A 17,307-nucleotide genomic window follows, 5' to 3' on the forward strand; every position below is an offset into this window, starting at 1 on the left:
CAGCCCCGATTTCATCAAGAGGTAAAAGTTATGTCATCAGAAACCTTTAAAGAACCGGCAGGCAAACGATTTTTGCTTATTACGGCAGTGTTGTTTTTATTCTGGGCCTGTTTACCGCTGGTTCTGCGTTTAACACAAATTCTTTCTTCTTAAATACATCCTCATTAACTATCAGGTAAACGACATTTATGTCAGTCACTTTGCTCGTTGTCGAGGATAAAGACAAAACTCTGGAGTCTATTTGTAGCGCGATAAAGCCACTTGGCTTCGAGGTTACTGTAGCCCGGGATGGTTTAGATGGCTTAAGTAAAGCGAAACAGAGCTACTTTGATATTGTTTTGCTTGACCACAAAATGCCGGTTATGGACGGTTTGTCTTTACTGAAAAACCTGCGCGATTTAGACGCTTACCACCGTACTCCATTGTTGTTTATGTCAACTCAGGATTTGGTAGAGATAGAGCCAAAGGCATTAAAGGCCGGTGCGACTCAATGTCTGGCTAAACCTTTGAGCGAAGATTTTCTGTTGGATACGCTAAAATCCTGGGCGGTGCGCTTTGTCGCATAATGATGAGACTAATATTATGGAATCAGCCACGACTGATATAAGAGACTCTATCGGCTCCATTCCGGACTACCCTAAGCCAGGTATTATTTTCCGGGATATAACGCCTTTACTGCAAAATTCTGATGCGTTCAGATTAACCATTAATACCTTAAGGCAACGCTATGCAGGGCAGGGCATAACGCAAATTGCTGCCGTTGAAGCCCGTGGCTTTATTTTTGGTTCCGCATTGGCTTATGCCATGGGGTGTGGGGTCACTTTGTTAAGAAAGCCGGGGAAGTTACCCGGTAAAGTGACACGTCAGAATTATGAGTTAGAGTACGGTTCAGATGAATTGCAAATGCATGAAAACGCTTTGACTGAAAACGACAGAGTGCTAATTGTCGACGATTTACTGGCTACCGGCGGAACCGTGGTAGCTGCAAGTCAGTTGATTAAGTCCTCCGGTGCAGACGTTGTTGAAGCCGCTTTTGTAGTCTCTTTGCCTGAGCTCGGTGGTGAAGATAAATTGCAGCAGGCCGGCGTTGCGTGCTATACCTTATGTCAGTTTTAACGAAACAGAGTTAATAATCCATCCTATGAGTTATCAGGTACTGGCAAGAAAATGGCGACCTTCGCAATTTGCAGAAGTTGTCGGCCAACAACATGTTTTGAAGCCGCTTGAGCACGCGTTAGACAAGCAGCGGCTTCATCATGCTTATCTGTTTACCGGTACTCGCGGGGTGGGTAAAACCACCATTGCACGAATCCTCGCTAAAGCGCTGAATTGCGAAGAAGGTATTACGGCAACGCCATGTGGCAAATGCAGTGCCTGTCTTGAAATAGAGCAGGGACGGTTTGTTGACTTGCTGGAAATTGATGCAGCATCAAGAACCAAAGTTGAAGACACCCGCGAGTTACTTGATAACGTCCAATATCGCCCCACCCGTGGTCGCTATAAGGTGTATTTAATTGATGAAGTGCACATGCTGTCACGGCACAGTTTTAATGCGCTGCTGAAAACACTGGAAGAACCACCGGAGCACGTAAAGTTTTTGCTGGCGACCACCGATCCGCAAAAGCTACCGGTCACCATTTTATCGCGTTGTCTGCAGTTTAATTTAAAAGCCTTGTCGAACGACGATATTACACAGCAGCTTAGCTATGTTTTATCGCAGGAACAGGTTCAGGCTGACTCCGAAGCGCTGCCACTGTTGGCTCGTTCTGCCCGTGGCAGTATGCGCGATGCGCTTAGCTTAACCGATCAGGCTATTGCCCAAGGTGGCGGCTCGGTTAGTATCGACAGTGTCAGACGTATGCTTGGCAACGTACCCGTGGCAGATATTGCCGCATTACTGGAATGTGTTCTGGAAGGGGATGCAGAAGCGGTAATGCAGCGTGTGGACAGCATGGTATCCATGGTACCGGACTTGAGTTCAGTTCTGGTTGAGCTACAGAGCTTATTGCATCAGTTGGCTTTGGTTCAGCAAGTACCCAGTGCCGCTAATGTGTTCGAAAACAGCGATGTTGTGAAACCATTATTGCGACGCATGCCGGCTGAACTTATTCAGGTTTTCTATCGCACGGTTCTGGAAGGTCGCCGCGAGCAGGCTTACGCTATAGACGCGCGTAGCGGACTCGAAATGACTTTATTGCGGCTGCTGTGTTTCCGTCCGGCAGACAAGGGCGATTACAACATTTCAGAAGCGGACTCGTCTGCTGTTGATATGCCGGAGTCAAAGCTAACGGCTCCTGCGCCGGAAGTGACTGAGACTGAAACCGAGACGGCAGCAGAAGTAACACCGCAGGCAGAAGCAGAGCCGCAGCCTGAAGCGGAACTATCAGAGCCTATGCAACCGTCTTACAGTGAGCATCAAGAGCCTCCTGAATTTAATTACTCTGAACCGGATGATGATGCGGGCTTTTATCATAATGATGAGCCTCCGTATCATATGGAAGAGGCGGCTAGGTCGGAGCCCGTACCTGAGCCAACAGCAGATCAAACAGCAGAACCAACGCCTGAGCCAGCGGCGCAGAGCAGTTCTGGCGTAGCCGATCTTTTACGCGTGCGAGAGCAACTGGCTGAAAAAAAAAATCCAGACAATAGCAACAAAACAATAAACAGCCAGACAGAAAACAGCTCGCCGATGCCGTTAACTGTTCCGGCAAAAGCTGAACCAGAAGCTCAATCCGCGCATCAGCCGGAAGCAAAAGACGAATTAAACGAAGATCTGCCAGAATTAAATGACGATATTCGCGAAGCCGCCGAAGTTGATAAATGGAGTGCGATGATTGCGGGCATGGACATTTCCGGGCTGGCTCGTCAGGTGTTGTTAAACTCCGAACTGCAAAAGCTCGGTGATGACGACTGGCTGATTCTGGTGGCTGAAGAACAAAAAAGTTTATTGAACGAATCGACCAGTCAGGCCGTCAGAGAGTCTTTGGCCGGGTTATTAGGGGCGACTGCAAGGGTAGAGTTTAAAGTTGGCGTACCGAGCCAGCCAACCCCTTTGATGGTGCAACAACATATCAATGAATACCGTCACCAGCGCGCATGTGAAATATTACATGGGGACGCCAGCGTGCAGGAATTACAGCAAAGGTTTCAAGCGCAAATTGATGAGTCATCAATTCAGGCGCGTTAATTTTTTAAAAGCTTAAACGAGGAAGAAAATTATGTTTAAAGGTGGAATGGGTAACATGATGAAGCAGGCGCAACAAATGCAGGAGCGCATGCAAAAAGCCCAGGAAGAAGTCGCCAATATGGAAGTGACTGGTGAAGCCGGCGCAGGCCTGGTTAAAATTACCATGCTGGGTAACCACAACGTAAAGCGTGTAAGCATTGATCCAAGCTTAATGGAAGACGACCAGGAAATGCTGGAAGACTTGATTGCTGCAGCTACCAACGATGCTGTGCGTCGCGTTGAAGAAACCAGCAAAGAGCGCATGTCTGAAATAACCGGCGGTATGGGTTTACCTCCGGGCTTTAAAATGCCTTTCTAAGTAGTAAGGTCAGTTAATGAGTATTAGTCCGGCAATCGATCAACTGGTCGAGAATTTAAAACGCCTACCGGGTGTTGGTCAAAAGTCAGCACAGCGTATGGCGTTTCATTTGCTTGAGCGCGATCGCGGTGGAGCCTCAAGGCTTGCTGAATCTTTGCAGTCGGCGGTGGAAAAAGTAGGCCACTGCGAGTGTTGCCGGACCTTAACCGAAGAACCTCTGTGCCGCATTTGCAGTAACCCTATGCGACGCGAAAATGGTGTACTTTGCATTGTTGAAACACCCGCCGACGTATTAGCTATTGAACAGACTTCTCAATTTCAGGGACGTTACTTTGTGCTGATGGGACATTTGTCTCCGCTCGATGGTATTGGGCCGGCGGACATAGGTCTGGATGAACTGGAGCGGCAATTGCAGAGCGAGCCGGTGGAAGAAATTGTGCTGGCGACTAACCCGACCGTGGAAGGGGACGCTACCGCGCACTATATTGCCGACATTGCCGGGCAATTGAATATCAACACCACCCGAATTGCTCACGGGGTGCCAGTAGGCGGTGAGCTGGGTTATGTCGATCAAACCACACTGGGTCACGCCTTCAGTGGCCGAAAACAATTTTCCCGATGACTTGAAAATGTCTCCTGCGCCCCCATTGTTATTGCCATAGGTAATAACAGCAGGAGAAATATACTATGGCGGAAGCCGGTCAAATGGAAAAACATGGATTTCAGACAGAAGTAAAACAATTGCTTCACCTGATGATCCATTCTTTGTATTCCAATAAAGAAATTTTCTTACGCGAATTGGTCTCTAATGCGTCCGACGCAGCAGATAAATTGCGCTTTAAAGCTTTAAGCGACAACTCTCTGTACGGTGACGACAGTGACCTGCACGTTCGTGTTTCTGTTGATAAAGACAGCCGCACCATTACCATCAGCGACAACGGCGTTGGTATGACGCGCGACGACGTAATGAATAACCTGGGAACCATTGCCAAGTCAGGCACGGCTGAGTTCTTCGGTCAGCTATCCGGCGACGAAGCAAAAGACAGCAAACTTATTGGTCAGTTTGGTGTTGGCTTCTATTCAGCCTTTATTGTTGCCGATGAAGTTACCGTAAGAACCCGTTCAGCATTAGATAAAGACGCTCGCGGAGTCGAATGGCGCTCGCAAGGCGAAGGCGATTTCGAAATTGCTGACATTGATAAAGCCCGGCGTGGCACCGACATTATTTTACACCTGAAAGATGATGCCGATGAATTCTTAGATGAAAATCGTCTGCGCGGCATTATCAATAAATATTCAGAGCACCTGAGTATTCCGGTTCAGATGTGGAAAGAGCCGGTACCTGAGTCAGAAGACGACGAAGGCAATAAAGTAGAAGGGCAGCCCGGCGAATGGGAGACCGTAAACTCAGGTCAGGCACTCTGGACTCGTGAAAAGTCAGACATTACGGACGAAGAATACAAAGAGTTCTATAAGACCGTAGCGCACGACTTTGATGAACCACTGCTGTGGAGCCACAACAAAGTTGAAGGCACAACCGAATACACTAATTTGCTGTACATTCCAAAACGCGCTCCGTGGGACTTATGGAACCGCGAACAACAGCACGGCGTTAAGCTTTATGTGAAGCGTGTTTTCATTATGGACGACGCTGAGCAGTTAATGCCAACTTACCTGCGTTTTGTGCGTGGTTTGGTTGACTCAAATGACTTACCGCTGAACGTTTCGCGTGAAATTTTGCAGGATAATAAAATTACCCGTGCAATGCGTAACGGTAGTACCAAAAAAGTACTGCAAATGCTGAAAAAGCTGGCAAAAGACGACAAAGAACAGTATCAACAGTTCTGGGATACCTTCGGCAACGTGCTGAAAGAAGGTCCGGCGGAAGATCACACTAACCGTGAGCGTATTGCCGAGCTGCTGCGTTTTGCTTCAACGCATAACGACGGCGCAGTGCAGTCAGTCAGCCTGGACGACTACATTGAGCGTATGAAAGAAGGTCAGGATAAAATCTTCTACATTGTTGCCGACAGCTACGAAGCCGCCAGAAACAACCCCGCACTGGAAATCTTTAACAAGAAAGGCATTGAAGTGTTGCTGCTTTCAGAGCGCATTGATGAATGGCTGATGAGCCACCTGACTGAATTTAAAGAGAAACAGTTGCAGTCAGTGACTCGTGGTGACCTTGATTTAGGCGAACTGGACGACGAAGAAGACAAGGCCGAGCAGGAAAAAGCCGAAGAAGCCTTTAAAGAAAACCTGGAACGCTTTGAAAAAGCCTTAGGTGATAAAGTTAAGAAGGTTCGTGTGACTAACCGCTTAACCAACTCGCCGGCCTGTATCATTACCGATGACAATGATATGAGTACGCAAATGGCTAAGTTGATGGAAGCCGCCGGTCAGGCGGTTCCTGAAACTAAGTACATCTTTGAAGTAAATCCAGAACATCCGTTGGTTCAGCGCATGCTGACCAAAGAGGATGATACCTTTAAAGAATGGGCTGAAGTGTTATTAGATCAGGCCACTTTAGCGGAGCGGGGCAACCTGAAAGATCCAGCCTCCTTCGTTACCCGCCTTAACAAATTAATGCTTAACGCTTAATTTCGTATCAACCGCTGTGGGTAAGTCATTGCCTGCAGCGGCTTTCTGCGCTTGTAATAGCCCGCCTGTCAGGGTAAAGTTCGGGGCAGACTTTTGAATCATGCAAAGAGGTTTTCTATGCGCATTATTTTGTTAGGCGCCCCGGGAGCTGGAAAAGGAACTCAGGCACAATTCCTGATGAATACTTTTGGGATCCCTCAAATTTCCACCGGTGATATGCTGCGTTCAGCAATTAAGTCCGGTTCGGAACTGGGTAAAAAGGCCAAACAAGTTATGGATGCCGGACAGTTAGTGTCGGACGACATCATTATCGAATTGGTCAAAGAACGAATTGCAGAGCCAGACTGCCAGAATGGTTTTTTACTCGACGGTTTTCCAAGAACCATTCCGCAAGCCGACGCGATGCGCGATAACGGTATCGAAATTGATTACGTGCTGGAATTTGATGTTCCGGACGAAATTATTGTTGATCGCATGAGTGGTCGCCGTGTCCACCCTGGTTCCGGCCGTGTTTATCATGTTGAGCACAATCCACCGAAAGTGGAAGGCAAAGATGACGAAACGGGTGAAGATCTGGTTGTTCGCCCGGATGATCAGGAACAGACGGTTCGTAAACGCCTTTCGGTTTACCACGAGCAGACGGAACCTTTGGTAGAGTATTATCAAAAGCTGTCTGAAGAAGGTAAGACGGAGTATCACAAAATTGATGGTACGCAACCCGTTGAAAGAGTCAGTGAGCAACTGGGCGATTTGCTCAGAAAGTAATTTTTTACTAAAAGGCTCACATGGTGAGCCTTTTTTAATGAAGCCAGGCCCCAACGAATAACAAGAGGCATTCCAATGACATCTCAACTAACAATAACCGGCTTTTATGCGGGCATTTTAACGCTTATTTATCTTGTTTTGGCTGTGAACATTATCCGTTTGCGCTGGAAACACCGGGTAGGTTTGGGCACCGGTGAAGCGGAAGAGCTCAATGTTGCAGTGCGTATCCACGGTAACTTTATTGAGTATGTGCCTCTGGCGCTTATTCTGTTTGCTATGATGGAAGTACAACACGCTCCGATTGCTCTGCTCCATGGGTTGGGTATTGCGTTAGTCGTTGCTCGCTTATGTCACGCTATAGGGTTAACCCGCAGTGTCGGCGTGAGTTTGCCCCGCACCATTGGGGTATTAACGACTTTTGCCGTTTTATTGTTAGCTGCTGGCTTTGGTATTGGCCAGTTTGTTGGTGTCAGTTTATTATAAAGTGAAGCTATGTCTGAATTAGAATCAGGTATTCATCTGTACGGCGAACAACAAAACCCGCCGGTTGTTTTGTTGCACAGCTCGCAGAGCGCCAGTAGCCAGTGGCGGGCGTTAATAAAAGAGTTAACCAGCACTCACTTTGTTATTGCGGTTGATTTGCTGGGGTATGGGCAGGCGCCTAACGTTGAGTTTACGGCAAACTTTCGACTGGAGCAGGAACTGCCCCGTATTATTAGCGCGGTTGAGCAACTTGCGTTATCCAGGCCTGTGCAACTGGTTGGTCACTCCTATGGCGGCGCTGTTGCATTAAAACTGGCGCTGGAAAAGCCATTTAAAATTGCCGATGTGGTTGTCTACGAACCTGTTGCCTTTCACGTATTACCGGATGATTCTTCAGGAATGCTGGAAATACAGGAGATCAGTCACGCTATGCACGGTAAAGACGCAATAGAATGCACACGCACCTTTGTCGATTACTGGAATGACGCCGGATATTTTGATGCTTTGCCTGAACGCATTCAGCAAATTATGGTCAGTCAGGCTGCTAAAGTGGCTCTGGACTTCGATGCCTTGCTTAACGAACCCCGACGCCTGGAAGACTACCGCGGGGTAGGGCAAAGCGTTCTGCTGCTGCAGGGCGAACACACTCGTCGCAGTGCAAAAGCTGTCGCAGAGGCTTTATCGACGATACTTCCTGATGTCCAACGAGACTCCGTTGGAGCAGGGCATATGGGGCCTTTGACTCATCCGGCTGATGTGAATCAGCGTATCCTGCAATTTTTGCGTAAGCAATCCTAACCCAGAGAAAACGCGCGTGAACTGGTGGACGAATAATAAAGGCGAATTTAATAAGCTGGCTAAACTGACCGGTCCTATTCTTGTGGCTCAGTTAACTCAAATGTTAATGAGTGTCGTGGATACGGTTATGGCTGGGCGCAAAGGGGCACTTGACCTGGCCGCTGTGTCGGTCGGCGGCAGTATTTTTGTACCAGCAACTTTATTGGTGTTTGGTCTGGCGCTGGCTTTAGCGCCAATTATCTCTCATCTGGACGGTTCAAATTCGCACCGACGTATCGCCAATATACTGCAACAGGGCTTATACGCCTGCGCCATTGTCGGGGTGATTACTCTAATCGGAATGTCCTCGGCGCCCTGGTTGCTGGACATGATGGAAGTTGAAGACGACTTTCGCGCCATTACGCTGGATTATTTGTTTTACATCTCCTGGGGCATACCGGGCTTTGTTATTTACGCGGTACTGAGAAACTTTTGTGAGGGCTTGTCGAACACCATGCCGTCGCTGATCATTGGTTTTATCGGGCTATTGATAAATATTCCGGCAAACTACATTTTTGTTTACGGCAAGTTTGGTATGCCGGAGCTGGGCGGAGCCGGTTGCGGTCTGGCAACGGCTATTGTCTTGTGGGGTATGGCGCTTTCAATGGTTGTTTATACCTTTACCGCCAAACGTTACAAGCGGTTGCGTCTGCTCCGTCGCTGGTACCGGCCTAACTGGGACGACGTTACCTACGTTATTCGTATTGGCTTTCCTATTTCGATGTCACTCTTTTTCGAGGTCAGCCTGTTTGCTGCAGTCGCGTTATTAATTGCGCCGCTGGGGCCGACGGTGGTTTCTGCTCACCAAATTGCACTGAACATAAGTTCGTTAGTGTATATGGTGCCGCTGAGTATCTCTATGGCAGTGACTTTACGGGTTGGCTTTGCGCTGGGTGCGGGTAATCCGAAAAACGCCATGTTGAGCTTTAAACTCGCGATGCTGTTTGGTGGCGTGTTTGCGGGCGTTAACGGTTTAATTATGTATCTGGGTGGTGGTTGGTTAGCCAGCCTTTACACTCCTGATAAGGATATTATTAATCTGGCAGCAACGCTGATGGGGCTGGCGGCTATTTTCACTGTGTCGGACACCTTCCAGGCCATTTCTATTGGCACTCTGCGTGGCTACAAAGACACTAAATACCCAATGATATTGGCCTTTATTTCGTACTGGCCGTTTGGCTTAACCGTTGGTTATATTCTGGGGCTGACCGACTGGGTTGTGCCAGCCATGGGCGCGGCAGGCTTCTGGATTGGCTTTATTAGTGGCCTAAGTGTCGCAGCGGTACTCTTGTCATTGCGCCTACGCCGCGTATCCCGCCGATACGAGCGTAAGCATTTTCGTGAGCAGTTAAACAGCGCCGCTTAACCGCGGCGCTTCGCTAATACCTCCAGCACATCGTCCAAACTAAGCTCATTGGCCCGTAGCGCAACCAGCAAGTGGTAGAGTAAGTCGGCGCTTTCATTAGCCAGCTCGTCTTTATCGGCAGTTGCCGCTGCCAGAGCGACTTCCACGCCTTCTTCCCCAACTTTTTGAGCCACACGTTTTAATCCCTTAGCAAATAGGCTGGCAGTGTAACTTTCGTTGGTATCTGCGCCTTTACGGCTGGCAATGAGCGAGTCAAGCTCATGCAGCAAGGGTTTAGGTGCCTCGGCAAAACAACTGCGGTTACCTAAATGGCAGGTAGGGCCATCGGGTATAGCCTGAACCAGTAATGCGTCATAATCACAGTCCGAATAGATGCCCTCAAGCCGGAGGTAGTTGTTTGAGCTTTCGCCTTTAGTCCATAAACGTTCTTTACTGCGGCTATAAAAAGTGGTTTTACCGCTTGCTAAGCTTTCCTTAATGGCTTCTGTACTCATATAGGCCTGCATTAACACTTCACCGGTTAGAGCGTGTTGTACTGTGCAGGGCAGTAAACCTGACATTTTCTCCCAGGCCAACTCGTCTATGTTATTCAAATCAATTTTCATGTCGTCTCCTGAAGCGCTTCAATGGGGCGAACCGCAATATTATTGGCTGCCATTGCGGCTTTCACTTCGCTGATACTGAATAGGCTTTTGTGAAACACCGAAGCCGCAAGTGCACCATCCACCTGCGCCTTTTGAAAGGCATCAACAAAATGCTGAATTTCACCGGCACCACCGGACGCAATTAAAGGCACAGAGCAATGTTCGCGCAATGCCGACAGTTGTGCAATATCGTAACCTTGACGCACGCCGTCCTGATTCATGCAATTCAACACAATTTCACCGGCCCCACGGGAAATGACTTCCTGCAACCAGTCTTTGGTCTGCCATGTTGATTTCTGCGACTTGCTTTCGTCACCGGTAAACTGGTGCACTTCGTATTCACCGGACTGTTCGTTATAGAAACTGTCTATGCCAATAACAATGCACTGCTGGCCAAATTCCTCCACCAGGGTATTAATTAAATTGGGATTAAGCAGGGCAGGCGAGTTAATGGAGATTTTGTCTGCGCCCATAGAAAGCATGGTCTGTGCGTGCTCAACCGAACGAATACCGCCGGCAACGGTAAAAGGAATGTTGATTTCCCGGGCAACCCGCTCAACCCAGGACTTATCCACCGTGCGGCCATCTGCGGATGCGGTAATGTCATAAAACACCAACTCGTCAGCGCCACTTTCTGCATAGCGTTTTGCCAGAGGCAGAATATCACCAATAATTTCATGGTTACGGAACTTCACTCCTTTTACTACTTGCCCGTCGCGAACGTCCAGGCAGGGTATTACGCGTTTTGCCAGCATGCCAGTGCCTCCTGCATAGTGAAAGCGCCGGTAAGCAATGACTTACCCAGAATAACTGAATCACAGTTTACAGCCTTTAAATCTTTAAGGTCGTCTAAGCGACTGACACCACCCGACGCCTGCCAGACCACCTGCGGGTAAAGCTCTTTGTAGCGTTTATAAAGCTCAACATTGGTGCCGGTCATGGTGCCGTCTTTGCTGATGTCGGTGCACAACACGTGGCGGCAGCCTAAATCCAGGTAACGGTTGAGAATGTCATCCAGTGTATGCGTGCTGGCCTGTTGCCAGCCGTGGGTAGCGACCATGGCATTGCCACTCTGATCAATATTCACATCCAGCGCCAGTACAATTTTTTCGCCGCCGTAGGTCTGCAACCATTGTTTTACTCTGTCCGGGTTATTAACCGCGGTGGAACCAATGACGGCACGCTCAATACCGGCGTCAAACAAGGCTTCCAAATCCTCGGTTGTACGAATTCCGCCGCCAGCCTGACACTTCATACCTGAATCTGAGGCTAGTTTAGCCAGCAGTTTCTGCTGGCGCTTGTCCGGGTCTTTAGCGCCGTCTAAATCAACCAAATGCAGCCATTCGGCACCGGCCTGAGCATAGAGTTGGGCCTGACCCAGCGGGGTTAAATCAAACTCGGTTTTTTGCGCGAAGTCGCCCTGATATAGGCGTACCACTTTGCCGTCAATTAAATCCAGGGCAGGTATCAGCATAATGTTAACTCCAGAAAACGTTTCAGCAGAGCTTCGCCAGTCTTACCTGAACGCTCAGGGTGAAACTGCGCACCAAAATAGTTGTTGTGACGTATCATTGAGGCAAAACGCTCACCATACTCGCTGCTGGCTATAGTGTACTCATCAACTGCTACAGCAAAACTGTGCACGAAATAGCAGTAGCTGTCGCTCGTGTCGACTAACGGGTTATCTGCGGTTGGCTGCAGGGTATTCCAGCCCATATGCGGCAAAGGCAGACCAGAATCGCGCAGGCGTTTGGTTTTTGCCGGAATTAAATTCAGGCAGTCAACGTCACCTTCTTCTGAGTGTGAGGTCAGTAACTGCATGCCCAGGCAAATACCCAGCACCGGCTGGGTTAACTCCCGTAGCGGCTCCACGAGTTGCTTGCGCTGTAAGTTACGCATAGCTGCGGCAGCGGTACCTACGCCAGGCAAAATGACACGGTCAGCGGCGCGTATTTGTTCTGCATCATCGGTAATAAGCACTGAGTAGCCCAAACGTTCAACCGCAAAGCGGACAGATGTCAGGTTGGCACACTCGGTATCGACAATCACCACATTCATGCCAGCATCCCCTTACTTGAAGGCAACTGTTGGTCTCCGGTTTTGGTAATGGCCTGACGCAGTGCCCGGCCAAATACCTTAAACAGGCTTTCGACCTGGTGGTGGGTATTACCCTCGGTGGTCGATAAGTGCAAGCTCATTGCCATGGCGTCGGTTAACGAGCGGAAGAAGTGCTCGACCATTTCGGTGGATAATTCGCCGACTTTGTCGCGGGTGAAGTCTGCTTCCCATTTCAAATAGGGGCGGCCGGATAAATCGATGAGACATTCCGCCCGGCATTCATCCATAGGCAGAGCAAAACCAAAGCGACCAATGCCGCGCTTGTCGCCCAGTGCTGAGCGTAATGCCTGACCCAACGCCAGAGCCGTGTCTTCAATGGTGTGGTGATCGTCAATGTGCAAGTCACCCTTAACCTTAACCGAAAGCGAGAAACCGGCGTGTGTGGCTATCTGCTCAAGCATGTGGTCAAAGAAGCCAATGCCGGTATCAAATTCGCGCGGAGCCTGACTGTCTAAATCCACCTTAATATTGATGTCCGTTTCCCGTGTGGTGCGGGTAACCGACGCTGTACGCGGGTTGTCCAGTAATTGGTGAACAATGGCATCCCAGTTGAGTTCGCTACGACTGTAACGCAGACCTTCAATACCCATATTTTCTGCCAGTTGCAGGTCGGTTTCACGGTCGCCAATAACGTAGGAGTTGGTAAAGTCGACACGGCCTTCTTTCAGATACGACTTTACCAGCCCAAGCGCAGGCTTACGGCAGCTGCAGTTATCACTGTCAAAGTGAGGACAGATCAAAACATCGTCAAAACGAATGCCTTGTGACTCAAACACCGCCATCATCAAATTATGTGGCGCGTCAAAATCAGCCTGCGGAAAGCTGTCTGTACCCAGACCGTCCTGGTTGGACACCATCACCAGCTGATAACCCGCCTGTTGCAGTTTCAGCAAAGCCGGTACCACGTTCGGTTCAAACACCAACTTTTCAACGCTGTCCAGCTGTTTGTCAGTGGCTGGTTCTTCAACCAGGGTGCCGTCACGGTCAATGAATAAAATAGGCTTCTGGCTCATGAAAAATAGTCCTTCAACTGTTGAATCAGTTCGTCATTTTCGGCGGCGCTGCCAATGGTTATGCGAACAACGTTTTCCAGCCCCCGCTGCGCCGACTGATTACGTATTAATAAGCCGTTATCGGCAAGTGATTTCACTAAACCAGCGGCATCTTCACACTGATACAGTAAAAAGTTCGTGTCACTTTCCGATACCAGGGTCAGTGGTGTTTGTTCTAAGGCTGTTTGCACCCGATCGCGCTCGGCTAATAAGGTTGCTACCTGTTGCTGCAGCCGTTCAAGCGAGCTTGTCTGCAAAGCCTGAACCGCAATTTGCACTGTCGGGTCTGGCAAAGGGTACGGCGCCAGAACTTTCTGCAGTAACTCAATAATGTCGTCATTCGCCAGCAAAAAACCGCAGCGAATGCCGGCCAGAGCAAAGGCCTTCGATAAGGTACGTAACACCACCAAGTTCGGATAACGTTCCAGCCAACTGACAACGCTGTCACCAGAGCTGAACTCAATATAGGCTTCATCAACTACCACAATAGAACGTGGCGAGTGTTGCAGCACTTGTTCAATATCATCGGTATTTAGTGCATTGCCCAGCGGGTTTGAAGGCGAGCAGAGAAAGATGACTTTGCACTCAGCAGCAGCTTCTATAACCGACTCCGTATCCAACTGCCAGTTGTTCACCTCTCCGCTATTTAGTAAGGGAACCTCAGTAACACCAACCGCAAAGGTTTTAGCCGAAATAGCGTACATACCGTAAGTCGGTGGGCAAATCAGTACTTTGTCCTGACCGGGTTCACAAAAAGCTCGTATCAGTAACTCGATACCTTCGTCTGAACCGCGGCTGCTTAATACCTTCGAGGCGTTAATTCCGGCGTACTCAGCGTAGGCCTGGTTCAGCGACTTAGACTGAAACTCCGGGTAACGGTTAAGTTTGCTGTCATCAACAGTGTACGAGTTACTGTACGGAGACTCGTTAGCGTTCAGCCAGATATTGCCGCCACTCATGCTACGTCGTGCAGAGGCGTATGGCGTTAGCTGTTTCAGGTGCTGGCGCTGTAACTGCTCAACAATGCTCATAGTTTGCTCTCCGTACTTTTAGTCTCCGTACGAATAGTCACGGCACGTTTGTGCGCATCTAAACCTTCAACGTCAGCCAAAGTAGTAATGGCTTCTGCTAACTGGCGTAGTCCGTCGTGACTGGCTTCCTGGACCGTATAACGACGGTAGAAGTCGACCAGCCCAAGGCTGCTGTAATTGCGGGCATAGCCATACGTTGGCAAAACGTGGTTGGTACCGGTGGCATAATCACCGCCGGACTCTGGTGTGTAGTGTCCGACAAAGACAGAGCCTGCACGGGTTAACTGTGGCAGCAGCTCACGCGCGTTATCCGTCTGAATAGAAAGGTGTTCGGGCGCATAGGTTTCGCTAATGGCTATGGCTTCATTCATATCGGCAACTACCAGCAGACGACTGGCCTGTAAGGCCTGCTCGGCAATATCGGCGCGACTTAGCTGAGCGCATTGTGCCATCAGCTCCTGCCGTACATTTTCGGCGACCGTCATTGAGGGCGTAAGCAAAATAACCTGAGAATCCGGTCCGTGCTCGGCTTGTGACAGTAAATCCGCCGCCACATAGGCCGGGTTTGCACTGTCATCAGCAATCACCAACAGCTCTGAGGGGCCTGCCGGTAAATCCATGGCACAACCGCTGTCATTCTGGCTAACCTGTTGCTTGGCTTCGGTAACAAAGCTGTTACCCGGGCCAAAGACTTTACCTACAGCAGGCGATGACTCTATACCGTACGCCAGCGCACCAATAGCCTGAGCGCCGCCACACAGGAGAATATCGGTTACGCCGCAACGCTTAGCAGCGTAGAGCAGGGCGGCTGGTAATTCGCCCTGTTTATTAGGCGGGCTGACCATAACCACACGCTGACATCCGGCAATTTGTGCGGGCACGCCCAGCATTAATGCGGTGGAGGGCAAAGTAGCACTGCCGCCCGGAATGTATAAACCGACGGCGTCTAACGGTGCATAACGCAATTCACATTGTACGCCCGGCGCGGTTTCAATGCTTAAATCTTGCGGCTGCTGTGCGTCGTGAAAGCGGTAAATCGTCTGGTAAGCGGTGTCTATGGCGCGTTTTACTTTGTCATCTAAACTAGCAACGGCGGCTTCCACCTGTTCACTGCTCATTCGCAATGAGGTCGCATCCGGGTTATCGAACTGGCGGGTATAGTTCAGCACCGCGCGCTCACCGTTATCACGAACGTCACTCAGAATAACTGCAACCTTCTCTCGCAGTGACTCTGCCTGAGCCCGTCCGGGGCGCGCTAAGCGTTGAGCTTGCTCCGCTGACGACAGGCTCTGCCATTGTTCAATGGGTATCCGTAATTCACTCATGATCACCCCATCATTTTTTCAATAGGTAATACAAGTATTGAACTGCAGCCCATAGATTTAAGATCTTCCATGGTTTCCCAGAATAGCTTCTCGGTGCTGACCATGTGCACGGCAACCTGCTCGTCGGTGTGGCTAAGCGGCAAAATGGTTGGTGTTTCTGCGCCGGGTAATAGCTCTACTACCTGCTCTAATTTGTTCTTTGGCGCGTGCAGCATAATGTATTTGCTTTCCCGCGCCATTTGCACGCCGTCTATGCGGGGCAGCAACTGGTCTATCATGGCCTGCTTTTCTTCCGACAGGCTGTCAGCACGTTGTATTAACTGCGCCTGAGAACGGAATATCACGTCTTTTTCGACTAACCCGTTTGCTTCCAGCGTAGCACCGGTGGAAACTAAGTCACATATGGCTTCGGCAAGGCCCGCACGGGGAGCAACTTCCACAGAACCGGTCAGCATAACCGTACGCGCATTCACGCCGTTGTCTTTCAGGTAACGCTTTAGCAACTGCGGGTAAGTGGTCGCGACTCTTAAACCCTCTAAATCTTGTAGCGACTGGTACTGGCTTTCTCTTGGCACCGCCAGCGACAAGCGGCACTGACCAAACTCAAGTCCGCGTAATGGCTGATAGGCCGCGACAGAATCCGTTGCAATGCGCTCTAACCGGGCTTCTTCCAGCACGTTTTCGCCAACCAGACCTAAATCAACCACGCCGTCCATAACCAGACCCGGGATGTCGTCATCACGTACGCGCAGCAAATCGATAGGGTGACTGGTGCTGTGCGCAATTAAGCGTGCTTCGTTAACACTAAATTTCACACCGCAGGCATTCATCAATGCCATAGATTCTTTACTCAGTCGTCCTGATTTCTGTATCGCAATGGTTAAACGGTCAGTCATAACAGCTCCTAAAATGAAAAACCCCCGAAGGTATATGCCTTTCGGGGGTTGTATAGTCAATCGAAAGGCTAGCGTTTATACGGCTAGCCCAAACATTAAGTTCACGGCTAGGCCATACAGTTCCAATGATGATGGTGGTGGCTGTGAACAAAACGCATAATTAACACTCCAATAAAAATAGTTTCACTTCGTAAAGTTGTATAGCACTATAACAGCTGAGAAATGTAATGCAAGAGTAAACTTATTGGTTATTTAGTCGATATAAGCTTATTATTTAACCAGTGGTTGTATAGTCAAATAACAGAATTCATTCTCTGCGAGGCGAAAGACAACAACAATGGCAAACTTTGATGCAATGGTTCCGTTGATCCCCAAAGACACTCGCGTGCCTGTGGACTTCGCACGTGAGCAGATGAAAATAAACCAGATTGAGAAGATACACGAACTCAACGCTGTAGATGAAGACGAAGGGGCTACCATCGAAGATGATCAAAAAAGAGAAAGTAGCCAACAGCGTCAACATCAACAATCGTCGGCTCAAACGGACGTTGAAGAGGTTGCTGATAACGATGAAACCTTATCTTCAGGACATATAGACACCTACGCCTGAGCAAACATCTATGTCATAATACGTGCCTATTTCT

At 49.3% G+C, this 17,307-nt stretch carries 20 protein-coding genes; 12 read left to right on the top strand and 8 right to left on the bottom strand.

The features are described 5' to 3' along the window. Positions 1–30: 30 nt before the first annotated feature. The 11 genes from DET62_RS14610 to DET62_RS13125 all read left to right on the top strand — a co-directional run bounded on the left by DET62_RS14610 (position 31) and on the right by DET62_RS13125 (position 9,597). Positions 31–153 carry a hypothetical protein gene (locus DET62_RS14610; protein WP_255801606.1) on the top strand — a complete coding sequence of 41 codons (123 nt, stop codon included), beginning with the start codon at positions 31–33 and terminating at the stop codon, positions 151–153. A gap of 35 nt (positions 154–188) precedes the next feature. Further along, complete coding sequence (locus tag DET62_RS13080) at positions 189–566, top strand: response regulator (protein ID WP_110014260.1); 378 nt, start codon at positions 189–191, stop codon at positions 564–566. Positions 567–582: 16 nt separating this feature from the next. Continuing rightward, positions 583–1,116 (top strand): adenine phosphoribosyltransferase, encoded by a 534-nt coding sequence (locus DET62_RS13085; protein ID WP_110014291.1) that lies wholly within the window; start codon positions 583–585, stop codon positions 1,114–1,116. A gap of 25 nt (positions 1,117–1,141) precedes the next feature. Next, positions 1,142–3,187 (top strand): DNA polymerase III subunit gamma/tau, encoded by a 2,046-nt coding sequence (gene dnaX, locus DET62_RS13090; RefSeq protein ID WP_110014292.1) that lies wholly within the window; start codon positions 1,142–1,144, stop codon positions 3,185–3,187. A 31-nt stretch (positions 3,188–3,218) separates the two neighbouring features. Next, positions 3,219–3,545: a YbaB/EbfC family nucleoid-associated protein gene (locus tag DET62_RS13095; RefSeq protein WP_034823014.1), complete on the top strand. Its 327-nt coding sequence runs from the start codon at positions 3,219–3,221 to the stop codon at positions 3,543–3,545. A gap of 16 nt (positions 3,546–3,561) precedes the next feature. Further along, complete coding sequence (gene recR, locus DET62_RS13100; RefSeq protein ID WP_034823012.1) at positions 3,562–4,167, top strand: recombination mediator RecR; 606 nt, start codon at positions 3,562–3,564, stop codon at positions 4,165–4,167. A 65-nt stretch (positions 4,168–4,232) separates the two neighbouring features. Beyond that, positions 4,233–6,146 carry a molecular chaperone HtpG gene (gene htpG / locus DET62_RS13105; RefSeq protein WP_011235078.1) on the top strand — a complete coding sequence of 638 codons (1,914 nt, stop codon included), beginning with the start codon at positions 4,233–4,235 and terminating at the stop codon, positions 6,144–6,146. A 117-nt stretch (positions 6,147–6,263) separates the two neighbouring features. After that, the gene (gene adk, locus DET62_RS13110; RefSeq protein ID WP_011235077.1) at positions 6,264–6,911 is read left to right on the top strand and encodes an adenylate kinase; all 648 of its coding nucleotides are present in this window, start codon (positions 6,264–6,266) and stop codon (positions 6,909–6,911) included. Between the two features lie 75 nt (positions 6,912–6,986). Further along, positions 6,987–7,394, top strand: coding sequence for an MAPEG family protein (locus tag DET62_RS13115; RefSeq protein ID WP_011235076.1), 408 nt, complete (start codon positions 6,987–6,989; stop codon positions 7,392–7,394). 9 nt (positions 7,395–7,403) lie between these two features. Beyond that, a complete protein-coding gene (locus DET62_RS13120) occupies positions 7,404–8,192 on the top strand; it encodes an alpha/beta hydrolase (RefSeq protein WP_110014261.1) in 789 nt (262 codons plus the stop codon). A gap of 16 nt (positions 8,193–8,208) precedes the next feature. Beyond that, positions 8,209–9,597 (top strand): MATE family efflux transporter, encoded by a 1,389-nt coding sequence (locus DET62_RS13125; protein ID WP_110014262.1) that lies wholly within the window; start codon positions 8,209–8,211, stop codon positions 9,595–9,597. On the opposite strand, the gene hisIE is transcribed toward DET62_RS13125, so the two are convergent. Genes hisIE through hisG form a run of 8 tightly spaced genes read right to left on the bottom strand, consistent with a single transcriptional unit; the run spans position 9,594 to position 16,663 of the window. Beyond that, complete coding sequence (gene hisIE / locus DET62_RS13130) at positions 9,594–10,202, bottom strand: bifunctional phosphoribosyl-AMP cyclohydrolase/phosphoribosyl-ATP diphosphatase HisIE (protein ID WP_110014263.1); 609 nt, start codon at positions 10,200–10,202, stop codon at positions 9,594–9,596. The genes DET62_RS13125 and hisIE overlap by 4 nt on opposite strands. Then, positions 10,199–10,996 carry an imidazole glycerol phosphate synthase subunit HisF gene (hisF, locus tag DET62_RS13135; protein WP_110014264.1) on the bottom strand — a complete coding sequence of 266 codons (798 nt, stop codon included), beginning with the start codon at positions 10,994–10,996 and terminating at the stop codon, positions 10,199–10,201. Before hisF ends, hisIE begins: the two co-directional genes overlap by 4 nt. Beyond that, complete coding sequence (gene hisA, locus DET62_RS13140) at positions 10,978–11,715, bottom strand: 1-(5-phosphoribosyl)-5-[(5-phosphoribosylamino)methylideneamino]imidazole-4-carboxamide isomerase (protein ID WP_110014265.1); 738 nt, start codon at positions 11,713–11,715, stop codon at positions 10,978–10,980. The genes hisF and hisA overlap by 19 nt, the downstream gene beginning before the upstream one ends. After that, positions 11,709–12,299: an imidazole glycerol phosphate synthase subunit HisH gene (gene hisH / locus DET62_RS13145; protein WP_011235070.1), complete on the bottom strand. Its 591-nt coding sequence runs from the start codon at positions 12,297–12,299 to the stop codon at positions 11,709–11,711. The genes hisA and hisH overlap by 7 nt, the downstream gene beginning before the upstream one ends. Beyond that, positions 12,296–13,372, bottom strand: coding sequence for a bifunctional histidinol-phosphatase/imidazoleglycerol-phosphate dehydratase HisB (gene hisB / locus DET62_RS13150; RefSeq protein WP_110014266.1), 1,077 nt, complete (start codon positions 13,370–13,372; stop codon positions 12,296–12,298). Before hisB ends, hisH begins: the two co-directional genes overlap by 4 nt. Further along, positions 13,369–14,442 (bottom strand): histidinol-phosphate transaminase, encoded by a 1,074-nt coding sequence (hisC, locus tag DET62_RS13155; RefSeq protein WP_110014267.1) that lies wholly within the window; start codon positions 14,440–14,442, stop codon positions 13,369–13,371. The genes hisB and hisC overlap by 4 nt, the downstream gene beginning before the upstream one ends. Beyond that, the gene (hisD, locus tag DET62_RS13160; RefSeq protein ID WP_110014268.1) at positions 14,439–15,767 is read right to left on the bottom strand and encodes a histidinol dehydrogenase; all 1,329 of its coding nucleotides are present in this window, start codon (positions 15,765–15,767) and stop codon (positions 14,439–14,441) included. The genes hisC and hisD overlap by 4 nt, the downstream gene beginning before the upstream one ends. A gap of 2 nt (positions 15,768–15,769) precedes the next feature. Further along, positions 15,770–16,663: an ATP phosphoribosyltransferase gene (hisG, locus tag DET62_RS13165; RefSeq protein ID WP_110014269.1), complete on the bottom strand. Its 894-nt coding sequence runs from the start codon at positions 16,661–16,663 to the stop codon at positions 15,770–15,772. Between the two features lie 337 nt (positions 16,664–17,000). Here hisG and DET62_RS13170 point away from each other — a divergent pair, with 337 nt between their 5' ends. Next, the gene (locus tag DET62_RS13170; protein ID WP_110014270.1) at positions 17,001–17,273 is read left to right on the top strand and encodes a hypothetical protein; all 273 of its coding nucleotides are present in this window, start codon (positions 17,001–17,003) and stop codon (positions 17,271–17,273) included. Positions 17,274–17,307: the final 34 nt, after the last annotated feature.

Origin of the sequence: Idiomarina sp. H2, from assembly GCF_004364275.1 — a bacterium.
Taxonomy (GTDB): Bacteria; Pseudomonadota; Gammaproteobacteria; order Enterobacterales; family Alteromonadaceae; genus Idiomarina; species Idiomarina loihiensis.

Bases quoted from the DNA above. Each gene is read 5' to 3' on its own strand.
- hisH (WP_011235070.1), bottom strand. From the start codon at position 12,299: ATGAATGTGGTGATTGTCGATACCGAGTGTGCCAACCTGACATCTGTC.
- hisC (WP_110014267.1), bottom strand. From the start codon at position 14,442: ATGAGCATTGTTGAGCAGTTACAGCGCCAGCACCTGAAACAGCTAACG.
- DET62_RS13085 (WP_110014291.1), top strand. From the start codon at position 583: ATGGAATCAGCCACGACTGATATAAGAGACTCTATCGGCTCCATTCCG.
- adk (WP_011235077.1), top strand. From the start codon at position 6,264: ATGCGCATTATTTTGTTAGGCGCCCCGGGAGCTGGAAAAGGAACTCAG.
- hisB (WP_110014266.1), bottom strand. From the start codon at position 13,372: ATGAGCCAGAAGCCTATTTTATTCATTGACCGTGACGGCACCCTGGTT.
- hisA (WP_110014265.1), bottom strand. From the start codon at position 11,715: ATGCTGATACCTGCCCTGGATTTAATTGACGGCAAAGTGGTACGCCTA.
- hisF (WP_110014264.1), bottom strand. From the start codon at position 10,996: ATGCTGGCAAAACGCGTAATACCCTGCCTGGACGTTCGCGACGGGCAA.
- hisIE (WP_110014263.1), bottom strand. From the start codon at position 10,202: ATGAAAATTGATTTGAATAACATAGACGAGTTGGCCTGGGAGAAAATG.
- recR (WP_034823012.1), top strand. From the start codon at position 3,562: ATGAGTATTAGTCCGGCAATCGATCAACTGGTCGAGAATTTAAAACGC.
- DET62_RS14610 (WP_255801606.1), top strand. From the start codon at position 31: ATGTCATCAGAAACCTTTAAAGAACCGGCAGGCAAACGATTTTTGCTT.
- DET62_RS13080 (WP_110014260.1), top strand. From the start codon at position 189: ATGTCAGTCACTTTGCTCGTTGTCGAGGATAAAGACAAAACTCTGGAG.
- DET62_RS13120 (WP_110014261.1), top strand. From the start codon at position 7,404: ATGTCTGAATTAGAATCAGGTATTCATCTGTACGGCGAACAACAAAAC.
- DET62_RS13170 (WP_110014270.1), top strand. From the start codon at position 17,001: ATGGCAAACTTTGATGCAATGGTTCCGTTGATCCCCAAAGACACTCGC.
- htpG (WP_011235078.1), top strand. From the start codon at position 4,233: ATGGCGGAAGCCGGTCAAATGGAAAAACATGGATTTCAGACAGAAGTA.
- hisD (WP_110014268.1), bottom strand. From the start codon at position 15,767: ATGAGTGAATTACGGATACCCATTGAACAATGGCAGAGCCTGTCGTCA.
- dnaX (WP_110014292.1), top strand. From the start codon at position 1,142: ATGAGTTATCAGGTACTGGCAAGAAAATGGCGACCTTCGCAATTTGCA.
- hisG (WP_110014269.1), bottom strand. From the start codon at position 16,663: ATGACTGACCGTTTAACCATTGCGATACAGAAATCAGGACGACTGAGT.
- DET62_RS13115 (WP_011235076.1), top strand. From the start codon at position 6,987: ATGACATCTCAACTAACAATAACCGGCTTTTATGCGGGCATTTTAACG.
- DET62_RS13095 (WP_034823014.1), top strand. From the start codon at position 3,219: ATGTTTAAAGGTGGAATGGGTAACATGATGAAGCAGGCGCAACAAATG.